Annotated in this window: 25 protein-coding genes; 19 read left to right on the forward strand and 6 right to left on the reverse strand. The window is 64.9% G+C overall.

Going from position 1 to position 22,391, the window contains the following annotated elements:
• The first annotated feature begins 51 nt into the window (after positions 1-51).
• The 4 genes from ACCC97_RS10640 to ACCC97_RS10655 all read left to right on the forward strand — a co-directional run bounded on the left by ACCC97_RS10640 (position 52) and on the right by ACCC97_RS10655 (position 3,613).
• Positions 52-840 carry a TIGR04255 family protein gene (locus ACCC97_RS10640; protein ID WP_413332727.1) on the forward strand — a complete coding sequence of 263 codons (789 nt, stop codon included), beginning with the start codon at positions 52-54 and terminating at the stop codon, positions 838-840.
• On the forward strand, positions 837-1,454 hold the full coding sequence (locus ACCC97_RS10645) for a hypothetical protein (RefSeq protein WP_413332729.1): 618 nt from the start codon (positions 837-839) through the stop codon (positions 1,452-1,454). Before ACCC97_RS10640 ends, ACCC97_RS10645 begins: the two co-directional genes overlap by 4 nt.
• Before the next feature lie 6 nt (positions 1,455-1,460).
• On the forward strand, positions 1,461-2,309 hold the full coding sequence (locus ACCC97_RS10650) for a hypothetical protein (RefSeq protein WP_413332731.1): 849 nt from the start codon (positions 1,461-1,463) through the stop codon (positions 2,307-2,309).
• A 233-nt stretch (positions 2,310-2,542) separates the two neighbouring features.
• Positions 2,543-3,613: a helix-turn-helix domain-containing protein gene (locus ACCC97_RS10655; RefSeq protein ID WP_413332732.1), complete on the forward strand. Its 1,071-nt coding sequence runs from the start codon at positions 2,543-2,545 to the stop codon at positions 3,611-3,613.
• A gap of 33 nt (positions 3,614-3,646) precedes the next feature.
• On the opposite strand, the gene ACCC97_RS10660 is transcribed toward ACCC97_RS10655, so the two are convergent.
• Positions 3,647-4,555 (reverse strand): LysR family transcriptional regulator, encoded by a 909-nt coding sequence (locus ACCC97_RS10660; protein ID WP_007831090.1) that lies wholly within the window; start codon positions 4,553-4,555, stop codon positions 3,647-3,649.
• Between the two features lie 179 nt (positions 4,556-4,734).
• Between ACCC97_RS10660 and ACCC97_RS10665 the strand changes: the two genes are divergently transcribed.
• From ACCC97_RS10665 to ACCC97_RS10710, 10 genes are all read left to right on the forward strand, one after another.
• The gene (locus tag ACCC97_RS10665) at positions 4,735-5,454 is read left to right on the forward strand and encodes a pirin family protein (protein ID WP_413313608.1); all 720 of its coding nucleotides are present in this window, start codon (positions 4,735-4,737) and stop codon (positions 5,452-5,454) included.
• Positions 5,455-5,595: 141 nt separating this feature from the next.
• On the forward strand, positions 5,596-6,249 hold the full coding sequence (locus tag ACCC97_RS10670) for a hydrolase (RefSeq protein WP_007831100.1): 654 nt from the start codon (positions 5,596-5,598) through the stop codon (positions 6,247-6,249).
• A gap of 20 nt (positions 6,250-6,269) precedes the next feature.
• Positions 6,270-6,563 carry a DUF1427 family protein gene (locus ACCC97_RS10675; protein ID WP_413313613.1) on the forward strand — a complete coding sequence of 98 codons (294 nt, stop codon included), beginning with the start codon at positions 6,270-6,272 and terminating at the stop codon, positions 6,561-6,563.
• A 104-nt stretch (positions 6,564-6,667) separates the two neighbouring features.
• A complete protein-coding gene (locus tag ACCC97_RS10680; RefSeq protein ID WP_413332734.1) occupies positions 6,668-8,557 on the forward strand; it encodes an amidohydrolase in 1,890 nt (629 codons plus the stop codon).
• Complete coding sequence (locus ACCC97_RS10685; protein ID WP_007831106.1) at positions 8,557-8,964, forward strand: DoxX family protein; 408 nt, start codon at positions 8,557-8,559, stop codon at positions 8,962-8,964. Before ACCC97_RS10680 ends, ACCC97_RS10685 begins: the two co-directional genes overlap by 1 nt.
• Positions 8,957-10,558: an MFS transporter gene (locus ACCC97_RS10690; RefSeq protein WP_413332735.1), complete on the forward strand. Its 1,602-nt coding sequence runs from the start codon at positions 8,957-8,959 to the stop codon at positions 10,556-10,558. The genes ACCC97_RS10685 and ACCC97_RS10690 overlap by 8 nt, the downstream gene beginning before the upstream one ends.
• 45 nt (positions 10,559-10,603) lie before the next feature.
• Complete coding sequence (locus ACCC97_RS10695; protein WP_007831109.1) at positions 10,604-11,152, forward strand: Dps family protein; 549 nt, start codon at positions 10,604-10,606, stop codon at positions 11,150-11,152.
• A gap of 58 nt (positions 11,153-11,210) precedes the next feature.
• Positions 11,211-12,032, forward strand: coding sequence for an alpha/beta fold hydrolase (locus tag ACCC97_RS10700; RefSeq protein ID WP_413332737.1), 822 nt, complete (start codon positions 11,211-11,213; stop codon positions 12,030-12,032).
• 82 nt (positions 12,033-12,114) lie between these two features.
• Positions 12,115-12,432, forward strand: coding sequence for a GNAT family N-acetyltransferase (locus ACCC97_RS10705; RefSeq protein ID WP_007831113.1), 318 nt, complete (start codon positions 12,115-12,117; stop codon positions 12,430-12,432).
• A gap of 15 nt (positions 12,433-12,447) precedes the next feature.
• Entirely contained in the window at positions 12,448-13,065 is a 618-nt protein-coding gene (locus ACCC97_RS10710; RefSeq protein WP_413332739.1) for an antibiotic biosynthesis monooxygenase, read from the forward strand.
• On the opposite strand, the gene ACCC97_RS10715 is transcribed toward ACCC97_RS10710, so the two are convergent.
• The 3 genes from ACCC97_RS10715 to ACCC97_RS10725 all read right to left on the reverse strand — a co-directional run bounded on the left by ACCC97_RS10715 (position 13,056) and on the right by ACCC97_RS10725 (position 16,443).
• Positions 13,056-13,766, reverse strand: a complete 711-nt coding sequence (locus tag ACCC97_RS10715) for a DUF1275 family protein (RefSeq protein ID WP_413332741.1) — start codon at positions 13,764-13,766, stop codon at positions 13,056-13,058. The two genes, ACCC97_RS10710 and ACCC97_RS10715, sit on opposite strands and share 10 nt — an antisense overlap.
• 118 nt (positions 13,767-13,884) lie before the next feature.
• Positions 13,885-14,832 carry a helix-turn-helix domain-containing protein gene (locus ACCC97_RS10720; RefSeq protein WP_413332743.1) on the reverse strand — a complete coding sequence of 316 codons (948 nt, stop codon included), beginning with the start codon at positions 14,830-14,832 and terminating at the stop codon, positions 13,885-13,887.
• Positions 14,833-15,066: 234 nt separating this feature from the next.
• The gene (locus tag ACCC97_RS10725) at positions 15,067-16,443 is read right to left on the reverse strand and encodes an MFS transporter (protein ID WP_007831118.1); all 1,377 of its coding nucleotides are present in this window, start codon (positions 16,441-16,443) and stop codon (positions 15,067-15,069) included.
• A 319-nt stretch (positions 16,444-16,762) separates the two neighbouring features.
• Here ACCC97_RS10725 and ACCC97_RS10730 point away from each other — a divergent pair, with 319 nt between their 5' ends.
• The 3 genes from ACCC97_RS10730 to ACCC97_RS10740 are packed head-to-tail and all read left to right on the forward strand — an operon-like array spanning position 16,763 to position 18,960.
• Entirely contained in the window at positions 16,763-17,746 is a 984-nt protein-coding gene (locus ACCC97_RS10730) for an amidohydrolase family protein (RefSeq protein WP_413332745.1), read from the forward strand.
• A gap of 25 nt (positions 17,747-17,771) precedes the next feature.
• Positions 17,772-18,641: an intradiol ring-cleavage dioxygenase gene (locus ACCC97_RS10735; protein ID WP_007831120.1), complete on the forward strand. Its 870-nt coding sequence runs from the start codon at positions 17,772-17,774 to the stop codon at positions 18,639-18,641.
• A gap of 4 nt (positions 18,642-18,645) precedes the next feature.
• A complete protein-coding gene (locus tag ACCC97_RS10740) occupies positions 18,646-18,960 on the forward strand; it encodes a Dabb family protein (RefSeq protein WP_413332747.1) in 315 nt (104 codons plus the stop codon).
• Here the strand turns inward: ACCC97_RS10740 and ACCC97_RS10745 are convergent.
• Entirely contained in the window at positions 18,936-19,886 is a 951-nt protein-coding gene (locus ACCC97_RS10745) for a LysR family transcriptional regulator (protein WP_007831123.1), read from the reverse strand. The genes ACCC97_RS10740 and ACCC97_RS10745 overlap by 25 nt on opposite strands.
• Positions 19,887-19,893: 7 nt before the next feature.
• Entirely contained in the window at positions 19,894-20,277 is a 384-nt protein-coding gene (locus ACCC97_RS10750; protein ID WP_007831124.1) for a MarR family winged helix-turn-helix transcriptional regulator, read from the reverse strand.
• A 286-nt stretch (positions 20,278-20,563) separates the two neighbouring features.
• Between ACCC97_RS10750 and ACCC97_RS10755 the strand changes: the two genes are divergently transcribed.
• Both ACCC97_RS10755 and ACCC97_RS10760 read left to right on the forward strand, forming a co-directional pair.
• Positions 20,564-21,829 carry an acyl-CoA dehydrogenase family protein gene (locus tag ACCC97_RS10755; RefSeq protein ID WP_007831126.1) on the forward strand — a complete coding sequence of 422 codons (1,266 nt, stop codon included), beginning with the start codon at positions 20,564-20,566 and terminating at the stop codon, positions 21,827-21,829.
• A gap of 14 nt (positions 21,830-21,843) precedes the next feature.
• Complete coding sequence (locus ACCC97_RS10760) at positions 21,844-22,389, forward strand: flavin reductase family protein (protein ID WP_007831128.1); 546 nt, start codon at positions 21,844-21,846, stop codon at positions 22,387-22,389.
• The last annotated feature ends 2 nt before the right edge of the window (positions 22,390-22,391 follow it).

A 22,391-nucleotide genomic window follows, 5' to 3' on the forward strand; every position in this document is an offset into this window, starting at 1 on the left:
GTCTGGTAGTTTGTCAACCGGAGTGTAAACTCGCAGCAAAACGGAGAATACATGGGAACGCCGCTCAAGCATCCGCCAGTCTATTTCACTGTTGCCCAAGCGCGCTTTAATGCTCTTCTGAACCTTAGTGAGTACTTGCCCTCGATCCAGGACAGCCTGCGTAGAGCCGGGTTCCCTGACTACACCGCACAAAAATCGGTCGTACTTCAAATTGTGCAGGATGAAAGCGGGCAGGCTACACCGCTTCCGGTTGCGCATGAAAGCTATGTGTTTGGCAATGCTGATAGGACTCACAGTTTTATTCTTAGCCAAGATCGGCTCACTCTTCAATCGACGAACTACGGCCAGTTTGAGCTCTTCTCGGAGAAGTTTTTGAAGGGATTGGCCATCCTGCATGACGTTGTCACGCTTGATTTCACCGAGCGTGTCGGCCTGAGGTATCTGGATCGAGTTGTCCCGCGAGCGGGAGACAGTATGGGCCGGTATCTAGCGCCAGAAGTGCTCGGGCTCAGTGAGCGCTTAGACGGAACTCCGCTGCACTCCTACTCGGAAACCTTTATCGCATTTGGAGCGGTGAAGCTTCGTGCTCGGGCGGTTCTCCAAGCCGGACCGCTGGCTTTCCCTCCGGATCTTCTCCTGGGAAACCTAGTAGTCCAAGAGCGGTTCACCACTCATGATGGAGCGCACGCAATCCTCGACAATGATGGGTTCATTGAGCAACGTGAAACTTACTCGCAAGACACTGTGGCACAGCATCTAAGCGAAATCCATGGTGTTATTGACAAGGCCTTTCATGTCACAGCGATGCCGTACGCCTTTGATGTCTGGAATTCACCATGATCGCGCTCGATGCAGAATCCTTCTCGACGGGATATGTAGTTCCGCCGGCGGTGCATCGACGAGCAACGACTGAGGGCCGCCCTCCTCTCCCAACATTCGGAGACGCTGGAACGGGTGGCGTCGAAACACAGGACTTTTACATCCTGCGTACAGGCTATCGCCCATTTGAGGTCGTGGTACAGCTATCTCTGAACGGCGGCCGGCCATTTGCGAAGCAGATGGAAGCCGTCAAAGCAGGATTTGGGCGAACTATGAGCCGGTTGCCAACAGTGTTCGGCGTCTCTCGCCAAACGCTGTACAACTGGCTCGATGGTGAAACGCCCAAACTGCAGCATCGCGAAAAGCTCAGTGCCTTGGTTGACGCTGCAGCAGAGTTCAAGCGAAGGAGCTTTGTGCCTACGTCGGCGGCGCTGGATCGCAAACTTGTACGAGGTAAGTCGTTTCTGGATCTTTTGGCCGAGGGAGCTAACGGGACTGCTGTTGCAAAACAACTCATGGACATCGAAACCCGTGGGCAATCTGCACGTAGCAAACTCGACGCTCTCTTGGGGGGAAGGCGAGCGCGATTGGACGCCGCCGACATTGGTAGCCCTTCATTTCCGGAGGAGGTCTAACTCCTCATGAGTGGGCCAAGTCAGCTCTGGTCGCGGGAAATACCTTGGCGGCAGGGCCACGTTTTGCCGGCAGATGCAATCGTCGCCCTGGGGCTCGCTCATTTAGAGGCCGAGCAGACTTGTGTGGTCGTAATCTCGCATGATTGCGACTTGGCTAGTGACAATCTCGACGCTGAACCGGATGTCGAAGTCATCATCGGCCGTTTGGTCAATAAAGGCGGTGGCAACTTCACATGGGGAAAATCTCCGCGCACACTCCATATTGACATGCTTCAGGGCGAGCAGGCAGTTTCCATCGAGCTTGTATCCACCGGCAAAGCTATCGTGCCAAAGGAGGAGCTCGCCAAGTTCGTGCCGGATAGCTCGTATTCGCTTTCACCGCAGGGCCTTTCCACTCTCCGAAGCTGGTTGGCTGCTCGATACAACCGCGCCGCATTTCCCGATGCATTCGTGGATCGGATGAAAGCGACAAAGGTGGAGGAGAGGCTCGCCAAAGCGATTGAGCCCCACGGATCTCTTATCTCATTTGTGTACTTCGATATTGATGGCGGAGCGGAATTGAATCACAGCGATGGGACGCCTTATGTCCTTTCAATCGTGCTCGTCTATCCTCCAGGCGACGACGCCGATGCAGCGGCGGATGCTGCTGACGCGGTCGCCGCTGCGGTTGAAGCCTCGTGCAATGGGCGCCTTGTCAAAGAAGGAAAACAATCCCAAGATATCGTGCTCAAACAATGCATCGCCATCTCTGAGGATGACATCTCTATTAGCCAAGCCAAACTCTTGATGCATTGGCGGCTGGAACATCTCAGTAGTCGAGCCACGGATGCGCAGCCCACGCCCGTTGTGTTGTAAAGCCAGAACGCCCTCATATCATTGAGCGGCGAGCCTGCAGACCACACACGAAATCGCTCTTCGGCGACAGTCGTAAGGTACCTCGAATTGGTACACTGCCGACCTCAGTAAATTGTAAAAACCCAATCAAATCAACGGGCTAGTGAGGCAGAAAGCGTGTCGGTGGTTCGATTCCGCCCCAGGCCACCATCTTTTCATCCTCGGAAGTCCGGGGAATGCCCAAAAGCCCTCACGTGACAACACGTCAGGGCTTTTTTGTTGTCCAGGTGAATCCGGGACAAACCAACTCACTGCAGTCGGTCGAACAACGGATCGTCGGTGACCCGGAGCGGGGTGTGCCTGCCGAACTAAGATGTGCCCGGACAGCGCCACAGCACTTCGCTTACATGCCGACCGCACACTGCCCCAACAACCGATTCGGCCAACACCTGGCGAAGCAGTACGGCGTCGATGTCGTCCCGTCGCTCGTCGCTACGTCGCGCTGGGGGTCGGAGCTCGGCATTGCGCGCCTTCACTACGATCTCCCGCATCTTTTCGTCCTGCCGCCCTTGCCGGCCGAAGACGCTTTCGTGCTCAGCGTGGAAATCTCGTCGGGCGGCTCCCGGCGGATTCGCAGCGGCGGCACCGTGCTGCGGCTCGGCCCGCAGCGGGAAGGCGCTTTTCACATCACCGACCTGTCGGAATGCAACTCTGCCTATGTGTGCAGTCCGTTCCATTCGATGCTGTTCCACGTGCCGCGCGAAACCATCGACTCCTTCGCAGAGGAAATGGACGTACCCCGCGTGCGTGCACTGCGTTGCGACGCGGGCACGGTCGACACCGTGGTGGCGAGCCTCGGCCGCGCGATGCTGCCGGCATTGATGCAGCCCGGAGAGGCGAGCACCTTGTTCGTCGATCACCTCGCGCTGGCATTGAAGGCCCATGTGCTGCATGCCTACGGTGGCGCGGCGGGCGTGGCCAATGCAGACTCACGAGGCCTGGCGCCCTGGCAGGAGCGCCGTGCCAAGGCCTTCCTGATGGCGCACCTGGCCAGTGATGTGTCACTCGCCGAGGTGGCGCGCGAGTGCGGGCTGTCGCGCAGCCATTTCAGCAAGGCCTTCAAGCAGACTTTCGGCCAGGCCCCGCACGCGTGGCTGGTGGCGCAGCGCGTCGATGCCGCGCGCCGCCTGCTGCGCCAGCCCGATCTTCCAATCGCGGAGATCGCCGCGACCTGCGGCTTTGCCGATCAGAGCCATCTGACGCGTGTGTTCTCCGCGCACATCGGGACTCCGCCGGCGCGCTGGCGTCGCCTGAACGCCGGCTGATCCGCGCGCCGCTTCCGGCTGCGGCTCACGGCATCACGCCGAGCGTGGCAATAAGGCCGGCACCAACGGCCGATTCAGCTGCTTCACCCACCACTGCAGCGCCTGCCCCGTGGCACCTGTCTTCCACCCCAGCCAGAACGCCTCCGGCGCGCGCGGCTCCTCGGTCTGCAATTCAATCAGCGTGCCGCGCGCCAACTCGCCCTCGACGCAGGCGCGCGGCAGGAAACCGTGGCCGAGCCCGGCCACCTGGCACGCGACCTTCGCGGTCATCGACGGCACCGCGATGCGCGGCTGGCCCGCCAGCAGGCCCACGGTGCGGTCCGACAAGGTACGCGCGCTGTCGCTCACCACGATGGCGTTGTGCTCCAGCAGGTCGCCTCGCCGCACCGGGCGCATCACACGCGCCAGCGCATGCGTAGGGGCGACGCAGAAGGCGAAATCGAGACTGCCCACCATCACGGCCTGGTAGCCACCGCCCGCCGGACCTTCGCCAGCGGCAATGACCACGTCGGCGCGGCCCTCGCGCAGCGCCTCCCAGCTGCCGGTGAGCGCCTCGCAGCCGATGCGCAGCCGCGTGCCGCAGCGCAGCTCTTCGAAGGCGCGGACGTCGTCGATGAGCGACTGCGTGGGAATGAGCGAGTCGTGCACGAGCCGCAGCTCCGACTCGAAGCCGGTGGCGATCTGGCGCATGCGCGATTCGAGGTCGCTCGCCGCGCCGAGCAGCCAGCGCCCCTCCTTGAGCATCTCGCGGCCCGCGTCCGTGAGCGCGATGCGCGGCCCGTTGCGCTCGAACAGCTGCATGCCCAGTTGCTCCTCCAGCTTGCCCACGGCGTACGAGATGGTGGAAGGCACCTTGTTCAGGCGCGTGGCGGCGGCGGCGAAGGAGCCGTGGCGGTCGATCGCATCGACCACCTCGATGGCTTCCAGGCTGAGCTTGAGCATGCGGCGTTTCCTTCAAAAAAATGGTGCCCGGATCAATGATCGAAAAATTCGATGATAGATGGCAAAAACGTTCGTCAACAAGACCTTCTTGAAGGTCGATGATTCATCCCATGCCTCGGAAACTCCTCCGATGCCAATTATGAATTCAATCGAATTCAAGAACCGCAAAGGAATGAACCATGTTGGAAATTCGCAGTGCCGCCGACCGCGGAATCGCAGACTTCGGATGGCTGAAGTCCCGCCACACCTTCTCGTTCGGCCATTACCACGACCCGAAGCAGGAAGGCTTCTCCGACCTGCTGGTGATCAACGACGACCGCGTGACCCCCGGCCGCGGCTTCGGCACCCATCCGCACCGCGACATGGAGATCTTCTCGTACGTGCTCGACGGCGCGCTCGAGCACAAGGACTCGATGGGCACCGGCTCGGTCATCCGCCCCGGTGACGTGCAGATGATGAGCGCCGGCACCGGCGTGCGCCACAGCGAGTTCAATTCTTCGTCCACCGAGGCGCTGCATTTCCTGCAGATCTGGATCGTGCCGGCCAAGAAGGGCGTGCCGCCGCGCTACCAGCAGGTGCACTTCGCACCGGAAGAAAAGCGCGGCCGCCTGCGCCTGATCATTTCGCCCGAAGGCACCGACGGCTCGCTCGCGGTGCACCAGGACGCCCGCGTCTACGCAGGGCTGTTCGACGGCGCCGAGCAGGCCTCGCTCACGCTCGATGCCGACCGTTACGCCTATGTCCATGTGGCTCGCGGCAGCGTGGCGCTCAACGGCCAGCGCCTGAACGAGGGCGACGGTGTGCGGCTGCGCGACGTGCGCCAGCTCGACCTGGCCCAGGGTGAGGGCGCCGAAGTGCTGGTGTTCGACCTTCGCCCCAACGAGCTGCCTGCGTTCTGAGCCACGCGACGGCAAATGTCCAAACCGCCTCATTAATCGACAAGACACGCACCCTCGCTCCCAACGAGGATTGCTTCACGGGTTAACCCCAGTTTTTTCTCTCGCCGATCTCTCGTCCCATCCCATTCACGGAGTTATTTCATGTCCATCAAAGCCACCCCCACCGCCGGCGCCAAGCTGCTCACTCCCAAGGACCACACGCTCGTCATGATCGACTTCCAGTCGCAGATGGCCTTCGCCACGCACTCGATCGACGCGGTCAATTTGCGCAACAACGCTGCGCTGGTAGCCAACGCGGCCGCAGGCTTCGGTGTGTCGACCATCCTCACGACGGTGGCCGAGAAGAGTTTTTCGGGCCCGATGTTCAGCGAGATCACCGACGCCTTCCCGGGCCAGAAGATGCTCGACCGTACCTCGATGAACACCTGGGAAGATGCCGCCGTGATCGACCGCATCAACGAGATCGGCAAGAAGCGCATCGTGCTGTCCGGCCTGTGGACCGGCGTGTGCATCGTCGGCCCCGCGCTGTCGGCGCTGGACCAGGGCTTCGAGGTGTATGTGATCGCCGACGCCTGCGGCGACGTGTCCGCCGAGGCGCACAACCGCGCGATGGACCGCATGGTGCAGGCCGGCGCGCAGCCCATGACCTCGCTGCAATACCTGCTCGAGCTGCAACGCGACTGGGCTCGCACCGACACCTACGAGCTGACCACCGGCATCGCCAAGAAGTTCGGCGGCGCCTACGGCCTGGGCGTGACCTACGCCAAGACCATGTTCGGCGCGCACGAAGGCTGAATCCCGCGGTGAGCACGAAGATGAAGCCCTATGTCCTGTCGCTTGCGCTCGGCCTGCTGGTCGGCGTGATCTACGCACTGTTCCAGGTGCGCTCGCCGGCCCCGCCGGTCATCGCCCTGGTGGGGCTTCTCGGGATCCTGCTCGGCGAGCAGATCCCGCCGCTCATCAAGAGCGTGATCAAGCCCGATACCGTGGCCACCTCGTGGCTGCAGCACCAAGTCGCGCCGCATGTGTTCGGCGAGTTGCCGCAGCGCGCGAAGGCCGAGCCCGCTGCCGCAGCCGCCGCCGTATCGACCACACACAAAGAGTCATGAGCGATCTGTTCGACGAACAACGCCGCCGCCTGTGCCTGGGCACACTCGGTGCCGCCATTGCCGGCTCGGCAATGACCCCCTCTCATGCCCAAAGGAAGTCTGACATGGCCAGTTCCTCCGCCCCCGATCTGATCCTGCATAACGGCCGCTTCACCACGCTGGACCGCGCCAACCCCGAGGCCAGCGCCGTGGCCATCAAGGACGGCCGCTTCCTGCGGGTCGGTCGCAGCGAAGACGTGCTGCCGCTGGCCGGCACCGGCACCCGCGTGGTCGACCTGCAGGGCAAGCGCGTGCTGCCGGGGTTGATCGACAACCACCTGCACATCATTCGCGGCGGGCTCAACTACAACCTCGAACTGCGCTGGGACGGCGTGCGCAGCCTGGCCGATGCCATGGGCATGCTCAAGCGCCAGGTCGCCATCACGCCGGCGCCCCAGTGGGTGCGCGTGGTGGGCGGCTTCACCGAGCACCAGTTCGCCGAGAAGCGCCTGCCGACCATCGAGGAACTGAACGCCGTGGCGCCCGACACGCCGGTGTTCATCCTGCACCTGTACGACCGCGCGCTGCTCAACGGCGCTGCCATGCGCGCCGTGGGCTACACCAAGGACACACCCGCACCGCCCGGCGGCGAGATCGTGCGCGACAGCGCCGGCAACCCGACCGGCCTGCTGCTGGCCAAGCCCAACGCGTCCGTCCTGTATGCCACGCTGGCCAAGGGCCCGAAGCTGCCGTTCGACTACCAGGTGAACTCCACGCGCCACTTCATGCGCGAGCTCAACCGCCTGGGCGTGACCGGCGCCATCGACGCGGGCGGCGGCTTCCAGAACTACCCCGAGGACTACCAGGTGATCCAGCAGCTGGCCGATGCCGGCCAGCTCACCATCCGCCTGGCCTACAACCTGTTCACGCAGAAGCCCAAGCAGGAGAAGCAGGACTTCCTGAACTGGACCGCCACCTCCAAATACAAGCAGGGCGACGACTACTTCCGCCACAACGGCGCGGGCGAAATGCTGGTGTTCTCGGCCGCCGACTTCGAGGACTTCCGCCAGCCGCGCCCCGACATGGCGCCTGAGATGGAAGGCGAGCTGGAAGAAGTGGTGCGCGTGCTCGCGCAGAACCGCTGGCCCTGGCGCCTGCACGCCACTTACGACGAAACCATCGACCGCGCGCTCGATGTGTTCGAGAAGGTCAACCGCGACACGCCGCTGGCCGGCCTGAACTGGTTCTTCGATCACTGCGAGACCATCTCCGAGAAGTCGATCGACCGCATCGCGGCGCTCGGCGGCGGCATTGCCGTGCAGCACCGCATGGCCTACCAGGGCGAGTACTTCGTCGAGCGCTACGGTGCCGGCGCGGCCGAGGCCACGCCGCCCGTGAAGCGCATGCTCGAGAAGGGCGTGAACGTGTCCGCCGGCACCGACGCCACGCGCGTCGCGTCGTACAACCCGTGGGTGTCGCTGTCGTGGCTCGTCACCGGCAAGACCGTGGGCGGCATGCAGCTCACGCCGCAGCGCAACTGCATCGACCGCGAGACGGCGCTGCGCATGTGGACCGAGAAGGTCACCTGGTTCTCCAACGAGGTCGGCAAGAAGGGCCGCATCGAGGCCGGCCAGCTGGCCGACCTGATGGTGCCCGACCGCGACTTCTTCGCCTGCGCCGAATCGGACATCGCCGGCACCACCGCGCTGCTCACCATGGTGGGCGGCAAGGTGGTCTTTGGCGCCGGGCCGTTCGCGCCGCTTGACGAAGGCACACCGCCGCCGGCCATGCCCGACTGGTCGCCCGCGCGCACCTTCGGTGGCTACGCGGGCTGGGGCGACAAGGAAGGGCGCCCCTTGCAGCAGACGATCCGCCGCATGGCGGCGGATTGCGCCTGTGCCAACGACTGCAACGTGCACGGCCACCAGCACGCCACGGCCTGGAGCAGCAAGCTGCCCATTGCCGATCTGAAGAGTTTCTGGGGCGCGCTGGGCTGCGCCTGCTGGGCGGTGTGATGATGACGATGCGCTGGCAACCTTCACCCGTGCTGCGCTGGATCGCGCTGCTGCTGCTGTGCGCGGCCTACCTGCAGGGTGGTTTCAACAAGGCGATGGACTTCGGCTCGGCCATCGCCGAGATGAACCACTTCGGCGTGTCACCCGCGGCACCGATGGCGGCCGCCGTCATCGTGCTGGAGCTGGGCGCCTCGGTGCTCATCCTCACGGGCTTCTATCGTTGGCTGGGTGCCGTGGCGCTGGCTGCGTTCACACTGTTCGCCACCTTCGTGGCGCTGCGCTTCTGGCAGATGCCGGTGGGCCAGGAACGCTTCATGGCCGCCAACTCGTTCTTCGAGCACCTTGGACTGGTTGGCGGCTTCCTGCTGGTGGCCTGGCACGACTTGCAGGGACGCAAGAATGATTGAGGCCGCCAAAGCCGCGCAGCCAGCCGGTGGCGGCGGTGGCAGCTTCGCGCCGCTGCGCCAGCCCGTCTTCGCCGTGCTGTGGACCGCCACTGTGCTCGGCAACATTGGCAGCTTCATGCGCGACGTGGCGAGTTCATGGCTGGTGACCGACCTGTCGGCCAGCCCGACGGCCGTGGCGCTGATCCAGACGGCGGCCACGCTGCCGATCTTCCTGCTGGCCATTCCGGCGGGCGTGCTGTCGGACATCCTCGATCGCCGGCGCTTCCTGATCTTCGTGCAGCTGGTGCTGGCCAGCGTGAGCAGTACGTTGCTGGTGCTGTCGCACACAGGCGCGCTCACCGTCGAGTACCTGATTGCGCTGACCTTCGTCGGCGGCATCGGCGCGGCGCTGATGGGGCCGACCTGGCAGTCGATCGTGCCGGAGCTGGTGCCCAGATCCGACCTGAAGAGCGCGGTGGCGCTGAACTCGCTGGGCATCAACATCGCGCGTTCCATCGGCCCTGCGGCGGGCGGCCTGATCCTCGCGAGCTTCGGTGCGGCCCTGACCTACGGCGCCGACGTGCTGAGCTACGTGTTCGTCATTGCCGCGCTGATCTGGTGGAAGCGCCCGGCCGCGGTCGACAGCGGCCTGTCGGAGAACTTCCTCGGCGCCTTCCGTGCCGGCCTGCGCTACACGCGCGCCAGCAAGGAACTGCACCGCGTGCTGTTGCGCGCGGCCGTGTTCTTCCTGTTCGCAAGTTCGGTGTGGGCATTGCTGCCGCTGGTGGCACGCCAGATGCTGGGCGGCACCGCCGGCTTCTACGGCGTGCTGCTGGGCGCCGTTGGCGCGGGCGCCATTGCCGGTGCGCTGGTCATGCCGCGGCTGCGCCAGCGGCTCGATGCCGATGGCCTCGTGCTGCTGGCCTCGGTGATTACCGCCGCCGTGATGGGCGCGCTCGTGTTCGCACCGCCGAAGTGGCTGGCCATCGTGCTGCTGTTGCTGCTGGGCCTGGGCTGGATCATTGCGCTGACCACGCTCAACGGCGTGGCGCAGGCCATCCTGCCGAACTGGGTGCGCGGCCGCGGGCTGGCGGTGTACCTCACCGTGTTCAACGGCGCCATGGCGGCCGGCAGCCTCGGCTGGGGCCTGGTTGCACAGGAAATTGGCGTGCCCTACACGCTGGTGGCCGGCGCCATCGGCCTGGTGATCGTGGCCGTGCTGTTCCACCGTGCGCGGCTGCCCACGGGCGAGTCGGACCTGCAGGCTTCCAACCATTGGCCCGAACCGCTGGTGGCCGAGCCCATTGCGCACGACCGTGGCCCGGTGATGATCCAGGTCGAGTACCGCATCCGCAAGGAAGACCGCCCGGCCTTCCTCGACGCGATGAAGCGCCTCTCGCTGGAGCGCCGCCGCGATGGGGCGTACGCATGGGGCATCACCGAGCACACCGGTGACACCGAGCGCGTGATGGAGTGGTTCCTCGTCGAATCGTGGGCCGAGCACCTGCGCCAGCACCACCGCGTTTCGCACGCCGACGCCGACTTGCAGAGCGAGGCCGTGCGCTTTCACATCGGGCCGGACAAGCCCGCGGTGCATCACTTTCTTTCTCTCTGACGACAGATGAATTTCGCCGACAACCCGGGCGTACCAAGGAAAAACATGGCTACTTCAAAATCCACCAAGGCCGCCAAGGCCCTGGCCAGCAGCACCAAGGCGCGCCGCGTCGCGTCGCTGCACACCCCGAGCGACCTGGGCGCCGACGCCACGCGCGACATCTCCGCGGCGCTCAATGTGCTGCTGGCCGACGTGTTCGCGCTGTACTTCAAGACGAAGAACTTCCACTGGCACATGTCGGGCCCCTCGTTCCGCGACTACCACCTGCTGCTGGACGAGCAGGCCGACCAGATCTTCGCCACGGTCGACCCCATTGCCGAGCGCGTGCGCAAGGTGGGCGGCACCACGCTGCGCTCCACCGGCCACGCCGCGCGGCTGCAGCGCCTGTCGGACAACGACGCCGACTTCGTGACCCCCATCGGCATGCTGGCCGAGCTGCGCGAGGACAACCAGCGCCTGGCCGGCTTCATGCGCGGCACGCACGCAGTGTGCGACGAGTACGGCGACGTGGCCACGGCCAGCGTGCTGGAGAACTGGATCGACGAGGCCGAGCAGCGCACGTGGTTCCTGTTCGAGTCCGTGCGCCAAGGCTGAGCGCACCCGCCTTCCTGCATCTTTTTTTCCCCTTCACACCATTCCGAAAAGGAAGACCATGACCACACTCACCCTGCGCGACGGCACCGAGCTCTACTACAAGGACTGGGGCTCGGGCCAGCCCATCCTGTTCAGCCACGGCTGGCCGCTGAGCGCCGACATGTGGGACGCGCAGATGCTGTTCTTCGCGGAGCGCGGCTACCGCACGATCGCGTTCGACCGCCGCGGCTTCGGCCGTTCGAGCCAGCCCTGGACCGGCTACGACTACGACACCTTCGCCGACGACATCGCCGAGCTGATCGAGAAACTCGACCTGAAGGACGTGATCCTCGCGGGCTTTTCCATGGGCGGCGGCGACGTCACGCGCTACATCGCACGCAAGGGCAGCTCACGCGTCGCCAAGCTCGCGCTCATCAGCGCCGTGACGCCGCTGTTCATGAAGACGGCCGACCATCCCGGGGGCCCCGATGCGTCGCTGTTCTCCAGCATCCGCGCCGGCCTGGCTGCCGATCGGCCGCAGTTCCTGGACGACTTCAGCACGCTGTTCTACGGCACCAACCGCCCGGGCGCCAAGGTGTCCCAGGGCGTGTTCAAGCAGACGCTGCAGATCGCGCTGCAGGCCTCCATCAAGGCCACCATCGACTGCGTGACGGCCTTCTCCGAAACCGATTTCCGCCCCGACATGGCGAAGATCGACGTGCCCACGCTCGTGATCCACGGCGACGACGACCAGGTCGTGCCCATCGAGGCCACGGGCAAGCTGGCGGCCGAGATGATCAAGGGCAGCCAGTTCAAGGCGTACGCCGGCGCGCCGCATGCCACCTGCAACACGCACGCCGACCAGGTGAATGCCGACCTGCTGGCTTTCATCAAGGGCTGATGCTGCCGCCGCCCCGTCAGGGCGCCTGTAGCGACCTGCCGGGACGGTGCTGCATGCGCGCCCGGCACATCAAGAATTTCTCATGACCACTTCTCCTTCTTCTATCCAGGTCCGCGACAACCCCGCAAAGCACCGCTTCGAATACGCGGCTCAGGGTGAGCGTGCCGTCGCAATCTATTCGCTCGAAGGCAACGTCATCACCTTCATCCACACGCTGGTGCCCGAAGCCCTGCAAGGCCAGGGCATCGCGAAGCAACTGGTGCTGGCCGGCCTCGCTTCGGCGCGTGAGCGCGGGCTGCGCGTGGTGCCGCAGTGCCCCGTGTTCAACGCCTACATGCGGTCTCACCCCGAGACGCACGACCTGCTGGCCGACGAAGGCCGCAAGCTGCTCGGCCTCTGAGAAAAGGCACCGCGCATGACCGCCGACGACCGCCAACCCGGGTTGCGCACCGCCACGCTGGACGAGATTGCCGGGCGCGTGCTGCCGGGTGCCGAAACCGTCACCGCCGTCATCCAGCAGACGGTGAAGCGCGAGTCCGTGGCCGCCTACGAGCAATGGCTGAAGAAGGTGGTGCCTATCGCCTCGCGCTTTCCCGGGCACCGCGGCGTCAACATCATCCACCCGGCCGGCGGCGGCGGCCTGCAGTACACCATCGCCATCCGCTTCGATTCGCTCACGCATGCGCAGGACTGGTTCGCCTCCGTCGCGCGCCGCCAGCTGGTGGAAGAGGTGGCGCCGTTCCTCGACGCCGACGAGAAGGTGGAAACGCGCAGCGGGCTCGAGTTCTGGTTCCATCCGCCCGCAGGGCAGCCGCCGGCCAAGCGCTACAAGCAGTTCCTGTTGACGCTGTCGGTGATCTATCCGCTGACCATGCTGGTGCCGGCGGTGCTGCACCGTCTGCTGGCCTCGGTGCCCGTGCTGTCCGACTACTGGCTGGCGCACTTGTTGGCCGCGGCGACCATCGTCGGGCTGATGGTGTACCTCGTCATGCCGAGGTACACGCGCCTGATGGCGCGCTGGCTCTACAGGTGAGGCGCAGCTGACGCCGGCGCAGGATCGCCTTCGTGCGTACTGCGCTGGAGCATCACGGCGCAGGCTGCCAGCACCGGCGGCACGGCAAAGCACCATACGTTCCACTGCAGGTAGATGAGCGCCGCCGCCGCGCAGCCGGCGGCGAACCAGACCACCGCGGTCGACATGCGCCGCATGCGCGCGCGGGCGGCGGCCGCTTCTTCGGGCGCCTGCTTGCCGCGCATCAGGTCGGCGAGATCGACCATGACCTGCGTCGTCGTGCCGGTCATCAGCGTGGTCGGCGGTGCGCTGCCCAGGTGGATGCGGTGCACCGCGTTCTGGATCGCCATGGCCGACACCAGCACCAGGCCCGTGAGCATCGCGCTTGCGCTGTCGCCATCGGCGAAGGGGCCGAAGCGGATGGCCAGGATGGCGCCCGCCAGCAGCAGCGCGGCCTTGAGCACCAGCATCGTGCGCAGCACCGGCAGGCCGAAGCCGGGAAGGCCATAGCTCAACAACCGTGCGAGCACGACCACGATGCAGAACACCGGCAGCGCAAGCAGCTTGGTGATCGTGCCCGAGGTGCCATGCACCAGCGCCGCGCCGATGGTGACGAAGTTGCCGGTGACGTGCGCGGTGAACAGGCCATGCAGCGCCAGGAAGCCGGCGGTGTCGACGAAGCCGCCGTTGAGGCTCATGAGCTGCGGCAGGGAGGGTTTCATGGTGGTTCCTTCGATGGGGATCCCATGGTGCGCGCGGCGGCGCGCGCCGTCTTGCAGGGTTGGACGCGGCTTTGCATATTCGGACGCATTCCGTATCGGCGTCCGCATTCGGATCCTTTCACATGCCGATTCGGATCTCTCTGCGCCAGGCGCCTGGCGGCTTGCCGGTGTACTGGGAAAAGACGCGTGTGAAGTGGCTCTGGTCCGCAAAGCCGCAGGCCGTCGCAATCTCCACCAGCGGTCGTTCGAAGTCCATCAGCAGCGCTTGCGCACGTTCGATCCGCTGCGCGATCAGCCATTGGTGCGGCGTTTGTCCGGTGGTCTCGCGGAAGGCGTGGATGAAATAGCTGCGCGACAGGTTGCAGGCGTCGGCGATCTCGGCAATCGAGATGCCGCCATTCATCTTGCTGCGCAGCATCTCCTTGACCCGCGCCTCGTGCGAACGCGAAAGCAGCCGGTTCGTCCGGGGCCCGGTTGCCGTGGCTCCGCGGCCGTAGTTGTCGACCAGGTAGCTCGTCATCGCGACGCCGATCTGGTCGATGAACAGCTGGCTGACCTCGGCAGGGCGTTCCAGCGCAGGGATCAGCGCGCTCGCGAGGTGGGCGAGCACGTCGTCCCTGGCGCCCGCAACATCGACGAGCCCGCCGACGCGAGGCCCCTGCTTTTCGTCGATGGCGCGTTCCAGGGCCGGATGCGAGATCTCGAGCAGCACGAAGTCGAAGCCGCTTTGCATGTCCGCGCGGTAGCGGTCGCAAAAATCACGGACATAGATCGAGCCCTTGCCGAAGTCATGGCACGACGCATGGTGCTCATGGAGGATTCGCCTGCGGTGGCCGTCGCGCAACGAGATGCCGAGCAGCACTCCGCGCGCGCTTGCGGCTGTTTCCACGTAGTGGAGCTCATTGGCGTTCACGGTCTTGCGGTAGATCCGCAAGCCGTTGGCCGAGAGTGCCTGGTCTTTCTGGAGATGACCGACCGTGCATCCCAGCATGTCTTTTGGCGTGGGCCCTGCCGCCGGCTGGGGGAGGCCACTTCGTGCCTCGAGGAGACCGCTTTCAGCGCGCATGGATGGAAGAGAGCGGAGATTGAATTAGCCGAGTATCCGATCGGCGACGCTGCGGCCGATCACAGATGGGAATTTTGCACACTTTCCTGGTGAAGTTTCGTTCGGAATCGAGCGAGAACGCGAATTTTCAGGTAATGCACCGGCGGCGCCCGTTTTTGGACAATGACCGTACGATGAAAAAAGCGGCCTTGTCAGGCCGCCCGGAAGAGGTGCAGGAGCAGATCGCCTTGTCGCTCACGAGCCGGCCAATTGCTTGCCGTCGTTCCCCGGCTCGGTTCGCGGCCGGCCGGCATCGACCATCTGCGCAGACGCAGACCGGCCGTGATTGATCAGAAGAACCGCAACCATGCCGATCACGGCCGGAATCGCGATCGCCATGAAGTTCTGCTGCAGCGGCAGGTTCATGCCCACGAGCACGCCGATCAGGATGGGAGCCAGGATCGCGCCGCTGCGCCCGATTCCCAGTGCCCACCCGAGACCCGTGGCGCGCACTGCCATCGGATAGAACTGGCCGGTGTATGCGTTGGCCACGATCTGCGTGCCGATGGTCGACGCACCGGCCAGGCCGATGAGGACGAACAGCACCGGCGTCGGCATCTTGTAGCCAAGCAGCGTGAGCGAAATCGCGGCCAGCGCATACATGCCTGCCAGCACGTACTTGATGTGGAAGCGGTCCGCGAGCCAGCCGCCGCCGATTGCACCGACCATCGCGCCCGCGTTGAGCACCAGCACGAACGTCAATGCCGAACCGAGGCTGTAGCCCGCACCGGCCATGAGTTTCGTCAGCCATGAACTCAGCGCGAACACCATGAAAAGGCACATGAAGAATGCGAGCCAGAACATGACGGTGCTGAAGCCGCGGCCCTCCTGGAAGAGATGCCTGATCGGTGCGCCGGCAGCCCGGTCGGCGGGCGGCACGACGAAGCGGTCGGTTGCCAGCGGCTTGTAGCCCGGGTCGAGCCTGGAGGCGATCTTCTTCAGCTCTTCGGTTCGTCCCCGGGCCAGCAGGAACGGCATCGATTCCGGCATGTACTTCAGGATGAAGGGGATCAGAACCAGCGGCATGCCCGCCGCGAAGAACACCGACTGCCAGCCGTAGGTTTCGATCAGGCCCTTGCCGAGCAGCGCGGCGATGATCCCGCCGACCGCATAGCCGCTGAACATCAGCGTGACGAGGGTCGCGCGCATTTTCTTCGGCGAGTATTCGGTCATCTGCGCAACGACGTTCGGCATGACCCCGCCGATGCCCAGCCCCGCGAGGAAGCGGACCACGCCGAAGGTGACGGGGTCCCTGGCGAACCCGGCTGCCGCGGTGAACACGCTGAACAGGCCCACGCAGATGACGATGGCCCATCGACGGCCGATCCTGTCGGCGATGGTGCCGAGAAAGATGGCGCCGAACATCATGCCGAAGAGTGCCGAACTGACCATGAAGCCGGCGTTGGTGGGCTGGACGCCCATGTTCGCCATGATCGAAGGCAGCGCGATGCCGACCACGGAGAGGTCGTAGCCATCGAACACGATGATCAGGGCGCACCAGAACAGCACGAGCCCGTGGAAGCGGTTGAAGCGGGTTTCGTCGGCCAGCTTGTGAAGGTCGATCTGACGCATGACTCGTGTCTCCGAGTTGATGGAAAAAGGGGTGCGTCAGCGCCTTGTCGGCGGGCGAACGTTGACGGCGTTCGCATGGTGGATTGCGGGTGCGCGAAGGTCCAACGCATTTTCAGGATGTTCTCTATGAAGCCTGGAAATGTTGGGGCGGGTCTACCCACAAGCTGCCCTTCATGCGAAATCCAGATGTGCGCCATCACCGAATTTCGTTCGACGCTGCAGCGAGGCTTTCGTAAATTGACCTGCAAGGCAAGCGCCGCTGTTGGCGCTGCCGCGAATCAACAGCTGCGGACCGTGCCCCGCAAAAAAGGAAACAGCCATGCAAGGAAAGATCGGCCTCGAGGAACACTTTGCGCTTCCCGAGACGCTGCAGGACTCGGCCGGCTTCGTGCCTGGGGATTACTGGAAGGAACTCAGCAGCCGTCTCATCGACATCCATGAAGGGCGCTTGCGCCAGATGGACGAAAACGGCATGGAGATGATGATTCTTTCGCTCAACGCGCCCGCCGTGCAGGCGGTTCCCGATCCGGTCAAGGCCCATGAACTCTCTGTCCGCGCCAACGATTTCCTGGCGGAGCAGGTCGCGAAGCGGCCCGACCGCTTCCAGGCATTCGCCGCCTTGCCGATGCAGGACCCCGACAAGGCGACCGAGGAGCTCGAGCGCTGCATGACCGTGCTCGGTTTCCGTGGCGCGCTGGTCAACGGGTTCTCGCAGGTCGGCACGGCCGACAACGCCGTCTACTATGACGCGCCGCAGTATGCGTCCTTCTGGGCCGCGGCGGAGCGGCTCGATGCGCCGTTCTATCTGCATCCGCGCAACCCGCTCGCGAGCTGGGCCCAGATCTACGAAGGCCACCCGTGGCTGCTCGGGCCCACGTGGGCCTTTGCACAGGAAACCGCCGTCCATGCCCTGCGCCTCATGGCCAGCGGCCTCTTCGACCGGCATCCCGGCCTGAAGATCATCCTTGGCCATCTCGGCGAAGGCCTCCCATACAACATGTGGCGGGTCGACCACCGCAATGCCTGGGTCAAGGCGCCCAAAGGCTATCCCGCCAAGCGCAAGCTTTGCGAGTACTTCCACGAGAACTTCTATCTCACGACGTCCGGCAACTTCCGCACCCAGACGCTGATCGACGCGATGCTGGAAGTCGGTTCGGACCGGATCCTGTTCTCGACCGACTGGCCCTTCGAGAACGTGGACCACGCATCGAACTGGTTCGCCGATACGAGCATCAGCGAAGCCGACCGGCTGAAGATCGGCCGCACGAACGCGCTGTCGCTGTTCAAGCTGAAGCAATCCTGAGGTGCCGGCGCGGCGAGAAGACCAGATGATCGACATCGACGAATGGACCATCACCGGCGCAACGCTGAAGGCGCAGGGCGGAACAGCCAGCGCGCGCCTGAAGACGGTGATGGACAGCCTTGTGCGCCATCTGCACGATTTCGCGCGCGAGGTGCAGCTCACCGAAGCCGAATGGTCCCGCGGCATCGACTTCCTCACGCGCGTCGGCAGGATCACCGATGACAAGCGCCAGGAGTTCATCCTGCTGTCGGATGTGCTCGGGCTTTCGACGCTCGTTACCGCGCAGTGCAACCGGCGTCCGACGGGCTGCACGGAGGCGACCGTCTTCGGTCCCTTCTATGTCCCCGACGCACCGAAGTACCAGAACGGCGACGACATCTCCAACGGCGCGCACGGCATGCCCTGCTTCGTCCGGGGCAGCGTGCGGGGCATCCAGGGCGAGCGCATCGCCGATGCGCGGATCGACGTCTGGCAGTCCGACGACGAAGGCTTCTACGACGTCCAGCGCCCCGAACTGGGCAGTGCCCAGGGCCGTGGCCAGCTGAGCACGCGCGAGGACGGCCGCTTCGATTTCAGGTCCATCTTGGCCGTGCCGTATCCCATCCCCCACGACGGCCCCGTGGGGCAGCTGCTGGAGCAACTCGGCCGCCATCCCTGGCGTCCTGCCCACCTGCACTTCATGATCCAGGCGCCGGGGTACGAGACGCTCATCACCCACGTGTTCCGCTCGGGCGGCACGTACCTGGATTCCGATGCCGTGTTCGGCGTGCGCTCCTCGCTCATCGCCGACTGGAAGCGCCATGAGCCCGGCGTCGCGCCGGACGGAACGCGCATGGACGAACCCTTCTACACGCTCGACCACGACTTCGTGCTGAACAAGGCGCCACGGGATTGAAGGCATGGAAATCAAGCACATCGTCATGTGGCGCGTCGCCGGAGCCTCGGCCGCGGAACGAAGCGCGAACTGCATCGCGGTGCGCAATGCATTCGAAGGGCTGCGCGGCCGCATCCCGGGGCTCCTGGAGCTGGAAGTCGGAATCGATGTGAGCCGCATCGACTACGCCTGCGACGTGGTGCTCTGCACGCGCTTTCGCGATGCGCGCAGCCTCGAAGACTATGCGACCCATCCCGAGCACCTTCGCGTGAAGCGCGAACTCGGCAGCATCCGCACCGAGCGCCATCAGGTCGACTACGCCTGCTTGCCGGCGCCCTGATGCCGCTGCGAGCGCTCATGGAACAGGCCGAATATCAGCTCGCGCAGCCAGCGGTTGCCGCTGTCCTGGTGAAATCGCTCGTGCCACTGCTGCCGGATCTCGAAGGGCACGACCTCGAACGGCGCATTGACGATGTGCAGGTCAGTGCGCGACGCCACCATCGCCTGGGCGAGGCGCGCCGGTGCCGTCAGCAGCAGTCCCGACGAGGCGACGATCGAAGACAGGCCCAGTGAATGGGCGGCCGTCAGCACCACGCGCCGCCGATCGAGCGCGCCGGCTCGTTCCAGTGTCTGCTGCAATTGAAAGTCGGTCGTTCCATGGGGGCGGTACGCGATGTGTTCGGCCGCAAGATACTCGTCGAGACCAATGCTGTCGCGCCCGCCCAGGGGCGAGGCCCTGGACGTGAGCACGACGAATGTCTCGTCGAACAGCCGCTGCTGGTAGAACGACGGCCCTATAGGCTCCCAGCTGCCCAGGGCGATGTCGATCTGCCCGTGGAGCATGCGCTGGCGCGCCTCGGCAATGGGCACATCAACGGTCTCGAATCGCACCCCTGGCGCTATGCCGCGCGCGACCAGGAGCAGCTCCGACATCATGACCAGCTGCCCGATGTCGTTGACGGCAATTCGAAACGTGCGCCCGGATGTTTGCGCCTCGAAGGTCCTGCCCTGGTCGACCGCCTGCATCAGGCAGGCGAGGCCTTCCTCGATCGGGGTGATGAGCCGCTCGGCGACCGGCGTCGGGACCATGCCGTCGGTCGAGCGCACGAACAGCGCGTCGTTGAAGCGCTCGCGCAGGCGCTTCAGGGCATTGCTCATCGCCGACTGGGTCATGCCGAGGCGCTCGCCCGCCAGCGTGACGCTGCGCGTGGCGTAGATCGCCTGGAACGCCAGGAAGAGGTTCAGGTCGATGGTGTTGATGTTCACCGCGGCATCACTCGTTGTCGAGCACTTCCAGGTTGTCGTAGACCATGCGAAGCATGTCCCTCAGCGATTCGGCCTGCGCGAAGCTCAGCCCTGACAACGACACCCGCTCGTAGAGCTGCGCCAGCGGAATGATCCGCAGCGCGAGGTCGCGCCCCGCGTCGGTCAGGCTCAGGGCGAGCGCGCGGGCGTCTTCGTCCGACCGGTCGCGCACCAGGATGCCGCGCTGCAGCAGCCCGTCGACCACCCGCGAAAGCGTGGAGGGCTCCGTCGAGGTGTGCAGCGCCAGGTCGGACAGCCGCTGATGCGCCGCGTGGTGCAGTGCGACGCACACCCGCCACTCGGTCAGCGAGAGGTTGAACTGCTTGAGCTCCCTGCTGAACGATTGCCCCATTCTTGTTCCTGCGCGCGCAAGCAGGTAGGGGATTGCGCGCTCCAGGTCATGCTGGGGCGATTTATCTGTAGATGCATTCAATTCAAGCGCCAATTCCGCCGACGGACCGGGTCGCCCGGAGGAAGGGGCCGAGGAGGGTGTTCTCTTTGCCATGGCCGATCTTACAAACAATCATCGGCGCCTTTATAGCGTTAATACCTAGGTTTATTTGATTGCATTTGCAAATGTTTTCTTCTCCAATCAAGGCTCCAACCCGAGATTCATCCGACCCTTCCTGGAGACCCCCATGACAGATGCCGCGAACCCGTTTGCCCAACTCAATCACGTCGACCTCCCGGCCCCCGGCAGAAAATCGCCCGTGAAAGACGCGCCTCCGATCGAATCGATAGTTGCATCCGCAAGCGAATTGGTGCCGCTGCTTCGTTCCCGGGCGCAGCGCACCGAGCAGGATCGACGCGTTTCCGACGAAACCACGCGTGCCTTCCACGATGCGGGCTTCTTCAAGCTGATGCAGCCGGCGCGCTATGGCGGCTTCGAGTACGGATTCACAGCCTTCATCGATGTGGTGAGCGAACTGGCGCGGGGCTGCACCTCGTCGGCGTGGGGCTGCTCGCTGGGAGCCATCCACCAGTGGCTCGTCGCGACCTTTCCCGAGGAGGCACAGGACGACGTGTGGCGCAAGGACCCCGGCGCGATCGTCTGCGGTTCGTACGCGCCCGCCACGATGGCCGAGAAGGTCGACGGCGGCTACCTCGTGCAAGGCAAGTGGCTCTTCGCGTCCAACGTGGACAACTCTCAGTGGGCCTTGCTGGGCGTGCAGTTCCCGCCCGAGGAAAAAGGCGCGCCGCCGACCGCGGGCTTCCTGCTCGCCCCTCGGTCGGACTGGTCGATCGAGGACAACTGGCACGTCGCCGGCCAGGCGGGCACGGGCTCGAAGGCGGTCGTCATCGACAAGCCCGCCTTCATCCCCGGGCATCGCAAGCTCACGTTCGCCGAGGCCTCCTCGAACTGCCCTCCCGGCGCCAGCGTCAATGCGAATCCGATCTACCGCATTCCCTTTCTCTCGGCGGTGCCGGTCTGCCTCGTGTCGCCCATCCTCGGCACCGCTCAGGGCGCGGTCGACGAGCTGATCGAGCTGGCCGGCTCGCGCGTCACCCGCGGCGCGGTGGCCGGCGCAGGCAGCAGGCTGAGCGAGTTCTTCCCTGTGCAGTCCCGCCTGGCCGAGGCGTCGGCAAGCGTCGATGCGGCGCGGCTGCTGCTCTACCGCGACACCGCGCAGGTGGAGCAGATGGCGCTCGACGGCCATGTCATCAGCGTCGAGCAGCGCATCCGCAATCGCCGCGACCATGCCTTCGCCGCGCGCCTGTCGCGCGATGCCGTCGAGGCGGTTTTCGCCAGCGTGGGAGGCGCGGGCCTGTCGCTGAACCAGCCGATCCAGCGGATGTGGCGCGACGCCAATGCCATCTCGCGCCACATCAGCCTCAACTGGGACGCGGTCTCCTCCATGGTGGGGCAATACCTGCTCGGCCTCGAGCCGAAGGGCCAGTACTGATCGAGGCGCCGGCCATGTACTCCTGGGCTCTGATCACGGGCGACGCCGCCGAAACGGCCGATGCCCGCCAACTCCGGCAGGCGCTCGGCGCGTTTCCCACGGGGGTGTGCCTCGTGACGACCACCACGCCGGACGGCAAGCGCGAGGGGATGACGATCAACTCCTTCTCGTCGGTGTCGCTGGACCCGCCGCTGATCCTGTGGAGCATCCGCGACGACACGCGCAGCGCCGACGCGTTTCTTGCGGCGCGCTCCTTCAACCTCAGCGTCCTGGCTGCCGAGCAGCGCGACCTGGCCTGGCATTTCGCCAAGCCTGCGGCGGACAAGTTCGAGCGCTTCGGCGAAGCCTTCGCCCTTGCATCCAACGGATGCGCGCGATTGACGCGCAGCGTCGCGACATTCGAATGCTCGACGTATTCGCGCCACCAGGAGGGGGACCACACGATCATCCTCGGTCGCGTGGATCGCTTCTCGCGCACCGACACGCCGCCCTTGCTCTTTCATTCGGGGCAGATGGGCTCGCTGTGGGAGCTTGCGGAAACGCTGGCGAGGCCGCAGTAGCG

Source organism: Variovorax sp. Varisp85 (genome assembly GCF_047304045.1).
Taxonomy (GTDB): Bacteria; Pseudomonadota; Gammaproteobacteria; order Burkholderiales; family Burkholderiaceae_C; genus Variovorax.

Excerpts from the sequence above, each read along its gene's own strand:
- ACCC97_RS10685 (WP_007831106.1), top strand. The coding sequence starts at position 8,557 with ATGATGACGATGCGCTGGCAACCTTCACCCGTGCTGCGCTGGATCGCG.
- ACCC97_RS10755 (WP_007831126.1), top strand. The coding sequence starts at position 20,564 with ATGACAGATGCCGCGAACCCGTTTGCCCAACTCAATCACGTCGACCTC.
- ACCC97_RS10760 (WP_007831128.1), top strand. The coding sequence starts at position 21,844 with ATGTACTCCTGGGCTCTGATCACGGGCGACGCCGCCGAAACGGCCGAT.
- ACCC97_RS10700 (WP_413332737.1), top strand. The coding sequence starts at position 11,211 with ATGACCACACTCACCCTGCGCGACGGCACCGAGCTCTACTACAAGGAC.
- ACCC97_RS10720 (WP_413332743.1), bottom strand. The coding sequence starts at position 14,832 with ATGCGCGCTGAAAGCGGTCTCCTCGAGGCACGAAGTGGCCTCCCCCAG.
- ACCC97_RS10675 (WP_413313613.1), top strand. The coding sequence starts at position 6,270 with ATGAAGCCCTATGTCCTGTCGCTTGCGCTCGGCCTGCTGGTCGGCGTG.
- ACCC97_RS10680 (WP_413332734.1), top strand. The coding sequence starts at position 6,668 with ATGGCCAGTTCCTCCGCCCCCGATCTGATCCTGCATAACGGCCGCTTC.
- ACCC97_RS10730 (WP_413332745.1), top strand. The coding sequence starts at position 16,763 with ATGCAAGGAAAGATCGGCCTCGAGGAACACTTTGCGCTTCCCGAGACG.
- ACCC97_RS10660 (WP_007831090.1), bottom strand. The coding sequence starts at position 4,555 with ATGCTCAAGCTCAGCCTGGAAGCCATCGAGGTGGTCGATGCGATCGAC.
- ACCC97_RS10695 (WP_007831109.1), top strand. The coding sequence starts at position 10,604 with ATGGCTACTTCAAAATCCACCAAGGCCGCCAAGGCCCTGGCCAGCAGC.
- ACCC97_RS10665 (WP_413313608.1), top strand. The coding sequence starts at position 4,735 with ATGTTGGAAATTCGCAGTGCCGCCGACCGCGGAATCGCAGACTTCGGA.
- ACCC97_RS10670 (WP_007831100.1), top strand. The coding sequence starts at position 5,596 with ATGTCCATCAAAGCCACCCCCACCGCCGGCGCCAAGCTGCTCACTCCC.
- ACCC97_RS10725 (WP_007831118.1), bottom strand. The coding sequence starts at position 16,443 with ATGCGTCAGATCGACCTTCACAAGCTGGCCGACGAAACCCGCTTCAAC.
- ACCC97_RS10640 (WP_413332727.1), top strand. The coding sequence starts at position 52 with ATGGGAACGCCGCTCAAGCATCCGCCAGTCTATTTCACTGTTGCCCAA.
- ACCC97_RS10690 (WP_413332735.1), top strand. The coding sequence starts at position 8,957 with ATGATTGAGGCCGCCAAAGCCGCGCAGCCAGCCGGTGGCGGCGGTGGC.
- ACCC97_RS10750 (WP_007831124.1), bottom strand. The coding sequence starts at position 20,277 with ATGGGGCAATCGTTCAGCAGGGAGCTCAAGCAGTTCAACCTCTCGCTG.
- ACCC97_RS10650 (WP_413332731.1), top strand. The coding sequence starts at position 1,461 with ATGAGTGGGCCAAGTCAGCTCTGGTCGCGGGAAATACCTTGGCGGCAG.
- ACCC97_RS10735 (WP_007831120.1), top strand. The coding sequence starts at position 17,772 with ATGATCGACATCGACGAATGGACCATCACCGGCGCAACGCTGAAGGCG.
- ACCC97_RS10740 (WP_413332747.1), top strand. The coding sequence starts at position 18,646 with ATGGAAATCAAGCACATCGTCATGTGGCGCGTCGCCGGAGCCTCGGCC.
- ACCC97_RS10645 (WP_413332729.1), top strand. The coding sequence starts at position 837 with ATGATCGCGCTCGATGCAGAATCCTTCTCGACGGGATATGTAGTTCCG.
- ACCC97_RS10710 (WP_413332739.1), top strand. The coding sequence starts at position 12,448 with ATGACCGCCGACGACCGCCAACCCGGGTTGCGCACCGCCACGCTGGAC.
- ACCC97_RS10705 (WP_007831113.1), top strand. The coding sequence starts at position 12,115 with ATGACCACTTCTCCTTCTTCTATCCAGGTCCGCGACAACCCCGCAAAG.
- ACCC97_RS10715 (WP_413332741.1), bottom strand. The coding sequence starts at position 13,766 with ATGAAACCCTCCCTGCCGCAGCTCATGAGCCTCAACGGCGGCTTCGTC.